The organism is Sorangium sp. So ce302, assembly GCF_051530145.1.
Lineage (GTDB): Bacteria > Myxococcota_A > Polyangia > Polyangiales > Polyangiaceae > Sorangium > Sorangium cellulosum_B.
In genome coordinates this window covers 8,501,106-8,513,589 of sequence record NZ_CP150326.1, presented here as the reverse complement: position 1 = coordinate 8,513,589, position 12,484 = coordinate 8,501,106, and the positions used below count along the sequence as shown (strand labels likewise).

Sequence of the window (12,484 nt, the reverse complement as noted above, 5' to 3'; positions counted from 1 at the left end):
CGCGGCCGGATGCGGGGCCCGCCCGGCGGCGGACCTGGCTCACTTCTCCACGATGATGAACTGAACGCGCCTGTTCTTGGCCTTGTTCGCGGGCGTGACGTTCGGCGCGACGGGGCGATCCTGCCCATAGCCCTTCGCGAGCAGCCGCGAGCCGTCCACGCCGGCCCGGATCAGCCAGGCGCGCACCGCGTTCGCCCGGGCCTCGCTGAGCGTCTGGTTGTGCTCGCGCCCGCCCGTGTTGTCGGTGTGCCCCTGGATCTCGACCTTGCGGATGTTCGGATTCCGCTGGAGCACGTCCGCGATCTCCTCCATCAGCGCGTTCGAGTCGCCGAGGATCTTCGCCGAGTCGGTCTCGAAGTGGATCTGCCGCGAGATCTTGATCTCGTTGCCCAGCACCTTCACGAGCGAGATCTTCGGCCGCTTGTTCACCGTGAGGGCGGCGCGCGTGTCCTCGCTCGTCCGGACGTCGGCCTGGTTGACGTGGTTCATGTAGCCCTGCGCCTCGACCTTGAGCGTCACCGCGCCGGCCGGCAGGTCGGGGAAACGGAAGGCGCCGCTGCCATCGGCCGTCGCCGTCTGCTCGCGGCCCGCAGCGTCGACCAGCCGGATCGTCGCGCCAGCGACCGCGTCCCCGCTCTCCGCGTCCTTCACCGTCCCGACGATGTTGCCCGTCTTGGGCAGCGCCTCGAGGGAGCAGTCGACGTCCACGAACGTCGGCCCCTGCGGCTGTGCCGGGCTCGGCGCAGCGCCAGGCCCTCCCGGCTGCGGACCGAAAGGCCCAGGCTGTCCGGGCTGCGGGCCGAAGGGCCCAGGCTGCGGACCGAAGGCGCCGGGCTGCCCGGGCTGCGGACCGAAAGGCCCAGGCTGTCCGGGTTGCGGACCGAAGGCGCCGGGCTGCCCGGGCTGCGGACCGAAAGGCCCAGGCTGTCCAGGCTGCGGACCGAAGGCGCCGGGCTGCGGACCGAAAGGCCCAGGCTGTCCAGGCTGCGGACCGAAGGCGCCGGGCTGTCCGGGTTGCGGACCGAAGGCGCCGGGCTGCCCGGGCTGCGGGCCGAAAGGCCCAGGCTGCGGGCCGAACGCCCCGGGTTGCCCCGGCGCTGCCCCGCCAGGGAGGATCGTCGCCTGGCAGGTGCCGGACTTGTACCCGTTCGCCCGGATGTTGAAGGTGTACGTCCCCGGATCGAGGTGCCGTGTGAGGAAGCGGCCGTCCGGCCCTGTCGCGTACGGCGGCTGAGCCGCGCCCTCGATCGTCACGATGGCGTCCGCCACCGCCGCGTCGGGCTTGCTCTGCTCGTGCACGAAGCCGCGCGCGAAGGTCTGCGGCGCCGGCACGAGCTGCGGCGGCTCCTTGATGATCTGCGGCGCCGGGGCCGGCGGCGGCTCCTTCTGCTTCGTATCGTACGCATAGCCAATCCCGAGATAGAGCGTCCACGGCGCCTGAGGCGCGACCTCCTCGATGAACACGGAGGTCGCCGACAGGCCGAGGTCGAACGCCGCGTGTCCGGAGAGCCCGCGGAACGCCTTCTCGAACGGCGTCACCCGCACGCCGAGCGACAGCCGCGACGGCGCCGCGGCATAACCCGGTCCGCCCTGGTTCTGCGGGTCAGGAGACGCGAAGTCGTCGAGCCCGAGGCAGACGTCGCCGCGCGACACGGTCTTCGTGTGGCACTCGTAACCCTGCCGGTTCACCGGGATGTCGAGGGTGTACTCCAGGTAAGGCTGCACCTTCGGCAGCGGCACCTCGACGCCGAGGTGGGTCTGGAAGAAGTCGACGCGGTTGATGCCGAGCCCGAACCGCTCGATCCGCGAGATCGGCTGCCGCTCGCGATCGTCCGTGAACGCCTTCGCGCGCGCCTTCTCGACCTCCTCCACGAGGACGCCGGAGTTGTCGAGCTTGTAGCCGAGGTTCACGTTCACCCGCAGCGGGAACCCCTTGCCCTGCGGCTTGCGCAGATCGAGCGACGCGAGCCCGCGGAAGACCGCGCTCGTGCCGCCGCCGGCGAGGCCGACGTCGCCGGTCCCGTTGAGCAGGAGCAGCTGCGCCTCGCCGCCGAAGGAGAACGGCTTGCCGATCTTCGTGGGGGTGAACGCCTTCACGCCGAACGTCGTGTCGCCGAGCACCTGCAGCAGCCGCGGACGACCCTGGTCGTTCGCGTTCGCGAACGTGCGGATCGACGCGTACCCCTCGAGGAAGGGCAGGGGGGTCGCGTTCAGCGCGAAGAACGCTCCGACGTGGCTCGCCGAGTCCTCCTTCGCGTCAGGACCGCACGTGATCGGGTGACCGGCGAGCGTCGACTCCGCCGGATCACAGAGAAAGCCGCTCGTGGAGAACCAGTCGAGCAGGAACGACACCCGGAAGGTGCCCGGCGCGCCCGAGCCCGCGTACGACGTCCTGAGGAGGCCGGTCGAGCCCCACAGGTTCGGCTGCGCGGTGAGGGAGAGCGCCCGCTCCTCCTCGTCCCACGCGGTGGATGTCGGCGCCGCCGCGCTGGCCTGGAGGCCCTGATCACCGACCGACGCCTGCGCGCCGAAAGAGACGCTCCCGTCCGGCGGCGGTTGGCCCGGCTGCGGCCCGAACTGCGGCGGAGCGTCGCCCGGAAAGCCCGGCTGCGGCCCGAAGGAGCCGGGCTGACCGGGCTGCGGCCCGAAGGGGCCGGGCTGACCGGGCTGCGGCCCGAAGGGGCCGGGCTGACCGGGTTGCGGCCCGAAGGGGCCGGGTTGCGCGGGAGGTTGCTCGGGCCCGAAAGCGCCGGGCGGCTGCGCGGGCTGGCCTGGGATCGGCTGAGGTCCGAAGGGCGGCTGCGGCTGCTGTGCCTCGGCAGCGCCCGCGAGCGTGAGCGAGCCGACGAGCGGCAGCGCCGTGAGCGCAGCGCGCCGGGGCCTGTCGGCAAACACCTTCCGAAGCGTATGCATCGAGCCTCACCCGCGAGGTCGAACAAGGAAACGCCCGCCAATCGGGACGGTGGAGACCTCGCGCGCGGCCCGTTGTATCACTCCGGGCGGCGCGTGAAACAGCGGTTTTCGCTGGCAGCAGCTCCGCGACAGGCGCGCCGCACGGCTCGATAAGTACGGCATCCCCGCGCGGTGATGCCGAGCCTTTCGGCCTTCTCTGCGCAACGTACGCCGCCACGCCGCCGCGCCGGCGCCTCGGTCGCAAACGTGCTCGACCAGAGCGCCCCGCGGTCCCGCCGCCGCTCGGCCGGGGCCGAGCAGCCGTCCAATTCCGCGGACGCGCATGCTAGGAAAGCCATCACCATGGCATCCCGCGGGCGCATCCTGATCGTCGACGACGAGGCCAACGCGCGCGCGGCGCTCTCGGAGATCCTCCGCGAGGAGGGGTACACGACCGAGACCGCGGCCGACGGCTTCAAGGCGCTCGGCAAGCTCGAGGAGTTCGCGCCCGACGTGGTCCTGACCGATCTGAAGATGCCTGGGCTCGACGGCATCCGGATGATGGAGAAGGCGCAGCTCGCGCTGCCGGACGCGACCTTCGTGGTGATGACGGCGTTCGGCACCATCTCGAGCGCGGTCGAGGCCGTGAAGAAGGGCGCGTACAACTACCTGACGAAGCCGCTCGATTTCTCGGTGCTCGCGGTCGTGGTCGAGCGCGCGGTGGAGCGGGCGCGGCTCCTCCAGGAGAACTCGCGGCTGCGCGAGCGGCTGCGCGAGCGCAACGCGTTCGGGCACGTGATCGCGAGCCACCCGAGTATGGCGAAGGTCCTCCGGCTGGTCGAGCAGGTGGCGCCGAGCCGCGCGAGCGTGCTGATCGTGGGCGAGACGGGCACGGGCAAGGAGCTCATCGCCGAGATGATCCACCGCGCCAGCCCGCGGGCGAAGGCGCCGCTCGTCCGGCTGAACTGCGCCGCGCTGAGCGAGTCGCTCCTCGAGAGCGAGCTGTTCGGCCACGAGCGCGGCGCCTTCACCGGCGCCGTCGGCCGCCGCGAGGGCCGCTTCGAGCAGGCGAGCGGCGGCACCCTGTTCCTGGACGAGGTGAGCGAGATCCCGCTGGCCACGCAGGTGAAGCTCCTGCGCTTCCTGCAGGAGCGGACGTTCGAGCGGGTGGGCGGCAACGAGACGCTCAAGGTCGACGTGCGGATCCTCGCCGCGTCGAACCGCGATCTGCGCCAGCGCATCGCCGAGGGGGTGTTCCGCGAGGACCTCTATTACCGGCTCAACGTCGTCACCCTGGAGATCCCGCCGCTCCGCGAGCGCCGGAGCGACATCCCCGAGCTCGCGACGTTCTTCCTCGGCCGCTATGCGCAGGAGAACGGCAAGCGCATCGAGGGCTTCACCGACGAGGCGCTGTCGGCGCTGACGTCCTACTCGTTCCCCGGCAACGTGCGCGAGCTGGAGAACGCGATCGAGCGGGCCGCGGTGCTCTGCGACGGCGCGCGCATCGAGCTCCGGCACCTGCCGGCGCAGATGTCGTCCGAGCCGGCCGAGTCCGTCGACGCGATGCCGCGCGTCCCGGGGAGCACCATCTACGACCTGGAGCGCTACGCGATCCTGCGCACGCTCGAGGCGTGCAAGGGCTCGACCTCGAAGGCCGCGACGATCCTCGGGATCAGCCCGCGCAAGATCCAGTACAAGCTGCACGAGTACAGCGCGGCCAACGCGCGCGGCCGGGCGCGGCCGGCAGACGGCGCGCCGGGCGAGAGCCCCGAGGGGGAGGAGGGCGCATGAGCAACGCAGCCGAGCGCATCGTCGAGCCGCGCGACCGGGGTGCCGCGCCGGCCAGCTCCGTCGAGGAAGGGGCGCCGGAGGGCGAGCTGCTGATCGACGTCCGCGGCCTCCTGAAGACGTTCCGGGTGGGTTTCTTGCACCGGAGGGCGGTCGAGGCGGTCAAGGGGGTGAGCTTCGGCGTACGGCGCGGCGAGATCTTCGGCTTCCTCGGGCCGAACGGGGCCGGCAAGACGACGACGATCAAGATGCTGACGGGCCTCATCGCCCCGACCGGCGGCGAGGCGTACCTGTTCGGCGCGCGCGTGCCGTCGCCCGAGGCGCGCCGGAAGATCGGCTTTTTGCCGGAGAACCCGTACGTCTACCCCTACCTCACCCCGCGCGAGTTCGTGGAGCTCTGCGGCCGCCTCTCCGGGATGCGCGGCGCGGCGCTGCGCAGGCGGGCGATGGAGGTGCTCGATCAGGTGAAGATCGCGTACGCGGCAGATCGGCAGGTGCGCCGGCTGTCGAAGGGGATGCTGCAGCGCACGGGGCTGGCGGCCGCGCTGGTCGCCGATCCGGAGATGCTGATCCTCGACGAGCCGATGAGCGGCCTCGATCCGGTCGGCCGCAAGGAGGTGCGCGATCTCATCTTCGCGGAGCGCGATCAGGGCCGGACGATCTTCTTCTCGACGCACATCCTGAGCGACGTCGAGGCGATGTGCGATCGCGTGGCGATCCTGCGCGAGGGCCAGGTGGTGGTGAGCGGCGCGATCCGCCAGCTGCTGCGGGGCGACGTGCTGCGCACCGAGGTCACGCTGGCGGGCGCGAGCGAAGGCCTCCTTGATGATCTCGGCGCGAAGGGCTTCGCGACCACGCGCCGGGGCGACGTCGTCGTGGTCGATGTGGAGGGCGAGGCGCGCGTGCGCGAGGTGCTGCGGGCGTCGCTCGCGGCGGGCGCGCAGGTCGTCGAGGTGGCGCCGCGCCGCGAGACGCTGGAAGACCTCTTCATGCGCCGCGCGCTGTAGCCAGCGTCGGCGTCCCTCAGACAGCGGTAGGCCCCCGCAGAGGACACCCTCTCCGGGGGCCGGGCAGCCGTGGCTACGCCGATGCCCCAGCGACGTCCTGCTTGGCCGCTTCGATGATCTCGAGCGCGTACGCGCCGATGGTCGACGCGTCCTCGCCCTCGACCATGACGCGGAGCTTCGGCTCCGTCCCGCTCCAGCGCACGAGGATGCGCCCCTTGTCGCCCAGCGTCTTCTCGATGCGATCCACGGTGACCCGCGTCCGCTGCATGCTGTCGAGCGGCAGCCGCGTCGCGAACGTCGCGTTCTCCAGGACCTGCGGCACCCGCTGCATCGCCTTCGAGGCGAGCTCGCTCAGCGGCTTGTCCTCCTCCATCATGATGGCGAGCACCTGCAGCGCCGCCACGATGCCGTCGCCCGTCGTCGCGTGGTCCAGGAAGATGAGGTGCCCCGACTGCTCGCCGCCGAACGAGTAGCCGCCGTTCCGCATCGCCTCGACGACGTAGCGATCCCCGACCGCCGTGCGGACGACGTGCCCGCTATGGGCCTTGAGCGCCCGCTCGAGCCCGAGGTTCGACATCACCGTCGTCACGATCGTGTTCCGCGGCAGCTTGCCGGTGCGCAGCATCCGGAGCGCGCAGAGCGCCATGATCGCGTCGCCGTCCACGACCTCGCCGCGCTCGTCGACCATGATCACCCGGTCCGCGTCGCCGTCGAGCGCGATGCCGATGGCCGCGCCGCGCTTGAGCACCTCGGCCTTCACGTGCTCCGGGTGCAGGGCGCCGGTCTCGCGGTTGATGTTGCGGCCGTTCGGCTTCACGCCGAGCGCCGTCACGTTCGCGCCGAGCTCGGTGAACACCGAGGGGGCCACGCGGTACGCCGCCCCGTGCGCCGCGTCGACGACGATCTTCACACCGTCCAGCGAGAGCGCCGTGGGGAACGTGTTCTTGCAGAACACGACGTACCTGCCGCGCGCGTCGTCGAGCTTCACCGCGCTGCCGATCGCCGCCCCGACCACCCGCGCCTCGTCGAGCTCGTGGCTCTCCATCAGCCGCTCGATCTCCTCCTCCGCGGTGTCGGGCAGCTTGTAGCCGTCGGGCCCGAAGATCTTGATGCCGTTGTCCTGATAGGGGTTATGGCTCGCGCTGATCACGACCCCGGCGTCGGCCCGCATGCTCTGCGTGAGCTGCGCGACCGCCGGCGTGGGGATCGGCCCGCTCAGCATCACGCGCCCGCCCATGGCGCACACGCCGGACGCGATCGCGGTCTCGAGCATGTAGCCGGACAGGCGCGTGTCCTTCCCGATCACCACCCGCACCTGCCGCGACTTCCCGTGGCTCGCGACGAACGCGATCGCGCGCCCGAGCCGCAGCGCCATCTCGGGGGTCATCGGCGGCTGGTTCGCCACGCCGCGCACCCCGTCGGTGCCGAAGAGCTTGCGGCCTGCGGCCTGCTTCTGCGGTTCGCCCGTCGCCGACGGAGCGCCCTCCCTAGGATCCTTCTTGGTGTGCTTCGGCACGGTTCCTCTCTGTGGTGTGGGGCTGAGGAGACCACCCTTAGCAACCTTTGCCAAGACGGCCTACGGCCAATCGCCGCCGCGGCGACATTGGCGCGGCCTACATCGCGCGGCTTTGTGGCGTGGCCGCTATCGTGCCGCGTCTGCGCCGTTTTGCAGCTCGGTAGCGACGCGCCGTGTTTACAGCGAGGTCGCTACGGGGCCGCTTTTGCAGCGCGGTCACTACTGCGCTGCTTTTGCAGCGCGGTCGCTATCGCGCCGCTTCCGGCGGCGCCTCGTTGTTGCGCCGAGCTGCCTCGTTGCTCAGGCGCAGCAAGACGGACCCCTGCGCCGGCGTGCGCAGGTCCCGGCCCTTCGTCGTGCCCTCGCCGCCGCCGGGCGCTGGCAGGAGCGCGTTGATGAGGCCCATCAGCCTCACCGTCGCCTGGGGCGCGATGCCGTGCGCCCAGCTCAGCAGGTACGACGACAGCCCGAGCTTCACCTCCGCGCGCCCCTCGCGCGCCGCCGCCACCACCCGCCGCGCCGCGCGCCGCGCGTCGATCGTCGCGATCGGGAGCGACGAGGCCAGGCCGAACCAGCCGAACTCGTGCTGCGGGCTGCCGCCGAACGCGGCGTTGTAGATCGACCCCGTGCGCATCGGCCCCGGGATCACCGTCGTGACGCGCGGACCCCTCGCGCCGCCGTGCGTGAGCTCCGCCTGCACGCTCTCCGAGAAGCCCATCATCGCGAACTTCGACGCGTTGTACCCGAGCAGGTGCGGCACGGCGACGCGCCCGCCGATGGACACCACGTTCACGATGCGCGCCGCCCGCCCATGCCGCCTCAGGTGCGGCAGCGCGCGCAGCGTCGCGTGGACCGCGCTCCAGAAGTTCGAGCGCATCGCCTCGTCGAGCTCCTCCACCCGGAGGTCCTGCATCGGCGCGACGTGGATCACGCCGGCGTTGTTGACGAGCACGTCGATCCGGCCGAACGCCCTCGCCACGCCGTCGATGAACGCCTCGGCCGCGGCGCGGTCGCCGAGATCGCACGCCGCCGCGTGCACCTCGACGCCGAGCGCCTGCAGCCGCTGCTCCGCCCGGTAGAGCGCCTCCGCGTCGCGGCCGGCGATCGCCACCCGGGCGCCGTGCCGGCCGAACTCCTCGGCCAGCAGCAGCCCCAGGCCGCGAGAGCCGCCCGTGATGACCACGACCCGGCCGCGCAGATCGAGCTGCCGCAGGGCGCGGAACGCCGCCCGCGCGAGCGCGGCCGCCACGAGGGCCGCCGCAGAGAAGAGCACCGGAGAACGCCGCTTTCTGAACGCCATGCCGCGGAGGACGGCATCGCCCGTGCCACCCGCCGCGCGCGGGCGGGCAGCGACGCGCCTGCACAGCGCGCCGCTCGCGCCCGCTTCAGAGCGTGACGACCGGATCCGCCACGATGCCGAGCAGCGCCGAGCGCACCTCGCCGACCAGGTAGATCGAGCCGGCCACGACCACGAGCCCGCCCGGCGCGGTGGCCTCGATAGCGCGCGCCACCGCGGCGCGCGGATCGCCGATCGCCTCGCCCGGCGCGACCCCGCGCAGCGCATCGAGCGGCGCGGCCGCGCGGCCCTTCGGCGTCACATAGAGCCGACGGTGCGCTCGTGGCGCGAGCACCTGTAGCATTTCGCCCCACCCCTTGTCGGCCATCGCCCCGAACACGAGCGTGGTGAGCGCCGCCCCCGGACCCTCGTCGTCGAGCCACGCCGCCAGCGCCTGCGCGCCGTGCGGGTTGTGCGCACAGTCGAGCAGGACATGGGCGCCGCCCGCGTCGATCCGCTCCAGGCGACCGGGCCAGCGGGCCGCGGCGAGCCCACCCGCGAGCGCCCGCTCGACCTCGGGCCACCGCCCGGCGAGCTGCCACGCGATGCCGCACGCCACGCCCGCGTTCTCGGCCTGGTGCGCGCCGCGGAGGCCGAGCTCCACCTCGATCTCGCGGCGCCCCGGCCCGGCGACGCGCGCCGCGCCCGCCCCGCGTCCGCCGCGCCCCACCGCGATCTCGCCCGCGCTCCCGCCGCGCTCCGCCGGCGCGACGCGGAGGCGAGGCCCGGCGCCGATCGCCTGCGCTGCCGCCTCGATCGCGGCGTCGGCCTCCGGATCGAGGGGGCCGAGCACCGCGGGCGCGCCCGCCTTGAGGATGCCCGCCTTCTCCCGGGCGATGTCCGTCAGCGTCGGGCCGAGCACGGCCTGGTGGTCGAGCGCGATCGACGTGATCGCCGTGCAGAGCGGCGCCGAGATCACGTTCGTGGCGTCGAGCCGCCCGCCGAGGCCCACCTCGAGGATCGCGAGGTCGACGTCCGCCTCGCGGAAGGCCACGAACGCGGCGACCGTCAGCGCCTCGAAGAACGTGAGCGGCGAGGGGACACGCTCGAGCGCGGCGGCGAGCGCGCGCTCGAGCGCCGCGTCGCCGATCATCTCTCCCCCGACGCGGATGCGCTCGGCGAAGCGAGACAGGTGCGGCGACGTGTACAGGCCGGTCCGGAGCCCGGCCTCGCGCGCGATCGACTCGACCATCGCGCACACGCTGCCCTTGCCGTTCGTGCCGGCGACGTGCACCGCCGGGAGGCCTTCGTGGGGATCGCCGAGCGCGGAGAGCGCCTCGCGGACCCGGTCGAGCCCGAGCTCCATCCCCCGCGGCGCCCGCTGCCCGAGCGCCTCGAGCAGCGCGGGCAGCCGCGGCGCCGCCGAGGTCATCGCCGCGCCCGGCGGCTGGCCGTGAGGTGCTGGAGCAGCGTCCCGATGTACGCCTTCATCTCGGGGCGCGGGACGATGGCGTCGACCATCCCGTGGTCGAGCAGGAACTCGGACCGCTGGAAGCCCGCCGGCAGCGTCTGCCGGATCGTGTTCTCGATGACCCGCGGGCCGGCGAAGCCGATGAGCGCCTTGGGCTCGGCGATGTTCGCGTCGCCCAGGAAGGCGAAGCTCGCCGCGACGCCGCCCGTCGTCGGGTGAAGCAGCACCGACAGGAACGGCAGCCGCGCCTTGCGGTACCGCTCGAGCGCGGACACGCTCTTCGCCATCTGCATCAGCGAGAGGATGCCCTCCTGCATCCGCGCGCCGCCCGACGCCTGGAGGAGCACCACGGGGAGCTCCTCGCGCGTCGCGCGCTCGAACAGGCGGGTGATCTTCTCGCCGACGACCGAGCCCATGCTCCCGCCCATGAAGGCGAAGACGAACGCGCCGTAAGCGATGTCGCGGCCGCCCAGCCTGCCGCGGCCGATCTCGATCGCCTCCTTCGCGCGGCCCTTCTTGTGGAGCGCCGCGACGCGGTCCCGGTAGCTCTTGCCGTCGCTGAACCGGAGCGGGTCGTTCGGGACGAGGTGCTCGTCCCACGCGGCGAGCTCGCCGTCGTCGAGCAGGAGCCTCCGCCACCCGTCGGCGTCGAGCTTGTGGTGGTGGCCGCACTGCGAGCACACCTCGAAGGTGCGCGCGAGCTCGGCGGCGTCGTGCGTGTGCGAGCAGCCGTCGCAGCGACGGAACACGCCCGCTCCCAGCGAGCGCTTCTCGCTCGCGTCGGTCGTCGGCAGGGTCTTTTCAGGCCAGGTCATCGGCGAGCCCTCAGGCGCTCCGCAGGTCCATCTCGTTCACGTCGGAGGGGACCCGGAGCGTTGGTTGTGTCTTCTCCTGCACCTCTCGGGCGCTCACGCCGGGCGCGAGCTCGCGCAGCACGAGCCCCTCGGGCGTCACATCGAGCACGGCGAGATCGGTGATGATCCGGTGGACGACGCCCCGCCCGGTGAGGGGCAGCGCGCACTCGCTCAGGATCTTCGGCGCGCCGTTCTTCGCCGCGTGATCCATGATCACGACGACGCGCTTCGCGCTCACCACGAGATCCATCGCCCCGCCCATCCCCTTCACCATCTTGCCGGGGATCATCCAGTTGGCGAGATCGCCCTTCTCGGAGACCTCCATGGCCCCGAGGATCGCGAGATCGATGTGGCCGCCCCGGATCTGCGCGAACGACTCGGCGCTCGAGAAGATCGCGGAGCCGGCGAGCATCGTCACGGTCTCCTTGCCGGCGTTGATGAGATCCGGGTCCTCCGCGCCCTCGATCGGGTAGGGGCCGATGCCGAGCAGCCCGTTCTCGCTCTGGAGCACCACCTCGATCCCCGCGGGGATGTAGTTGGCGACGAGCGTCGGCATCCCGATGCCGAGGTTGACGTAGTAGCCGTCCTTGAGCTCCAGCGCGGCGCGCTGCGCGATCTGTTCCCGCGTAAGTCCCATCGTGTCCCCTGTCCCCGCGCCGCCTAGGCGGCCGACGCCTTGCGCACCGTCCGCCGCTCGATCCGCTTCTCGAAGCGCTCGCCCTGGAAGATCCGGTGCACGAAGATCCCGGGCGTGTGGATGTGGTCCGGGTCGAGCGAGCCGACGTCGACGAGCTCCTCCACCTCGGCGATCGTCACCTTCGCGGCCATCGCCATCATCGGGTTGAAGTTCATGGCGGTGTGGCGGTAGACGAGGTTGCCGAACCGGTCGCCCTTCCAGGCCTTCACGAGCGCGTAGTCGCCGCGGATGGCGGGCTCGAGCACGTAGTCGCGGCCGTCGAACTGGCGCACCTCCTTCTTCTCGGAGTACCTCTTCACCGCGCCGTCCGGGCCATAGAGCACGGGCAGCCCGCCCTCGCTGATGGCCGTGCCCGCCCCGGTCGGGGTGTAGAACGCAGGGATCCCGGCGCCTCCGGCGCGGATGCGCTCGGCCAGCGTGCCCTGCGGCGTGAGCTCGACCTCGAGCTCGCCGCTCAGGTACTGGCGCTCGAACTCCTTGTTCTCGCCGACGTACGACGAGATCATCTTCCGGATCTGCCGGTTCTGAAGGAGGATCCCGAGGCCGAAGGCGTCGACTCCGCAGTTGTTGGACACGACCACGAGATCCTTCGTGCCGAGCTCCCGGAGCGCCGCGATGCAGTTCTCCGGGATGCCGCAGAGGCCGAAGCCGCCCGAGAGGATCGTGGCGCCGCCCGGGATGTCCCTCACGGCATCCAGCGCGCTCTTGTAGACCTTGTCCATGGCCGACCGAGAGGTAGCCCAACTGGCCGCGAGGCAAAAGCCTCCGCTGCCGCTGCGACATGCCGTGGCGCCGGCGCCGCAGCGCGGCACAGGGGCCGGGCGGCGCCGGCCGCGGCGCGGCGCCGCGAGGTGATCCGCGCTTCTCGGCCGCGCTTCCGGCGGGCGACGGGAACCTCGCGTGTGTCCGGGGTGCATGAGGCGCTCGTCGCGTCCGCCTGCGCTCGTTCACCGCACCTGCCAGCGCAAATTCGGCGCACGCTC

9 protein-coding genes are annotated in these 12,484 nt (G+C 72.2%); 2 read left to right on the top strand and 7 right to left on the bottom strand.

The window, feature by feature from the left end; genetic code table 11:
- Nucleotides 1-39: 39 nt before the first annotated feature.
- Nucleotides 40-2,913: a carboxypeptidase regulatory-like domain-containing protein gene (locus tag WME73_RS32245; protein WP_437912023.1), complete on the bottom strand. Its 2,874-nt coding sequence runs from the start codon at nt 2,911-2,913 to the stop codon at nt 40-42.
- A gap of 342 nt (nt 2,914-3,255) precedes the next feature.
- Between WME73_RS32245 and WME73_RS32240 the strand changes: the two genes are divergently transcribed.
- Together WME73_RS32240 and WME73_RS32235 are read left to right on the top strand one after the other, a co-directional pair.
- The gene (locus WME73_RS32240) at nt 3,256-4,683 is read left to right on the top strand and encodes a sigma-54-dependent transcriptional regulator (protein ID WP_437293693.1); all 1,428 of its coding nucleotides are present in this window, start codon (nt 3,256-3,258) and stop codon (nt 4,681-4,683) included.
- Nucleotides 4,680-5,687, top strand: a complete 1,008-nt coding sequence (locus WME73_RS32235; RefSeq protein ID WP_437740183.1) for an ABC transporter ATP-binding protein — start codon at nt 4,680-4,682, stop codon at nt 5,685-5,687. Before WME73_RS32240 ends, WME73_RS32235 begins: the two co-directional genes overlap by 4 nt.
- A gap of 73 nt (nt 5,688-5,760) precedes the next feature.
- Here the strand turns inward: WME73_RS32235 and glmM are convergent, their stop codons facing one another.
- The 6 genes from glmM to WME73_RS32205 form a co-directional block, all read right to left on the bottom strand.
- Complete coding sequence (glmM, locus tag WME73_RS32230) at nt 5,761-7,203, bottom strand: phosphoglucosamine mutase (protein ID WP_437851062.1); 1,443 nt, start codon at nt 7,201-7,203, stop codon at nt 5,761-5,763.
- Nucleotides 7,204-7,450: 247 nt separating this feature from the next.
- Nucleotides 7,451-8,503: an SDR family NAD(P)-dependent oxidoreductase gene (locus WME73_RS32225; protein WP_437912022.1), complete on the bottom strand. Its 1,053-nt coding sequence runs from the start codon at nt 8,501-8,503 to the stop codon at nt 7,451-7,453.
- Nucleotides 8,504-8,588: 85 nt separating this feature from the next.
- Nucleotides 8,589-9,911: a bifunctional folylpolyglutamate synthase/dihydrofolate synthase gene (locus WME73_RS32220; RefSeq protein ID WP_437912021.1), complete on the bottom strand. Its 1,323-nt coding sequence runs from the start codon at nt 9,909-9,911 to the stop codon at nt 8,589-8,591.
- Nucleotides 9,908-10,765 (bottom strand): acetyl-CoA carboxylase, carboxyltransferase subunit beta, encoded by an 858-nt coding sequence (gene accD / locus WME73_RS32215; RefSeq protein WP_437740180.1) that lies wholly within the window; start codon nt 10,763-10,765, stop codon nt 9,908-9,910. The genes WME73_RS32220 and accD overlap by 4 nt, the downstream gene beginning before the upstream one ends.
- Nucleotides 10,766-10,775: 10 nt before the next feature.
- Nucleotides 10,776-11,441 (bottom strand): CoA transferase subunit B, encoded by a 666-nt coding sequence (locus WME73_RS32210; protein WP_437765691.1) that lies wholly within the window; start codon nt 11,439-11,441, stop codon nt 10,776-10,778.
- A gap of 23 nt (nt 11,442-11,464) precedes the next feature.
- Entirely contained in the window at nt 11,465-12,223 is a 759-nt protein-coding gene (locus WME73_RS32205) for a CoA transferase subunit A (protein WP_437740179.1), read from the bottom strand.
- Nucleotides 12,224-12,484: the final 261 nt, after the last annotated feature.